Origin of the sequence: Sphingobium sp. LSP13-1-1.1 (assembly GCF_040676415.1) — a bacterium.
Taxonomy (GTDB): Bacteria; Pseudomonadota; Alphaproteobacteria; order Sphingomonadales; family Sphingomonadaceae; genus Sphingobium.
In genome coordinates, this window is the sequence record NZ_JBEGHU010000059.1 from 1 (window position 1) to 439 (window position 439).

Genomic DNA, 439 nt, shown 5'->3' on the forward strand with positions numbered 1-439 from the left:
GGCGAACCACCCGCTGCACGACCTTCGAAAAGCGCGCTCTCACCTCGGTCAGCGTTGGTAAGCCCTTCTCCGAAAGCTCGCTGTTGCACTTCGCCACATCGGGAGCAGCCCAATCATCCGTGTATTCCACAATATCCCCTATTGCCATGCCGAGGCCACTTCTTGCCTTGGCAGGGGACTTTGCCGCCATCAGATCAAGCACGGCGATTGGGTGGATTTCAGGATTTAGCAGTTCAGCAGCGAAAACCTTCGGCACCATATGGCCCAACCAAGATCGCATGCATTCATATTCGGTAGCTTCAATCCGCATAAATCCCACGCTGACAACATTGAGGAGCCAAGACAACAGGCAGCTATTACGGTGCCACATATGGAAATCGGCCAGTCCGCTGTCCACCCGCATCGTCATTCCAGCCCTGCGAATCGCCTCGCGTCACCG

General features: G+C 55.8%; 1 protein-coding gene. It reads right to left on the reverse strand.

The window, feature by feature from the left end:
* On the reverse strand, nucleotides 1–409 hold a 409-nt coding region (locus MRBLSP13_RS19940), incomplete at its 3' end, for a hypothetical protein (RefSeq protein WP_363756254.1).
* Nucleotides 410–439 lie beyond the last annotated feature (30 nt).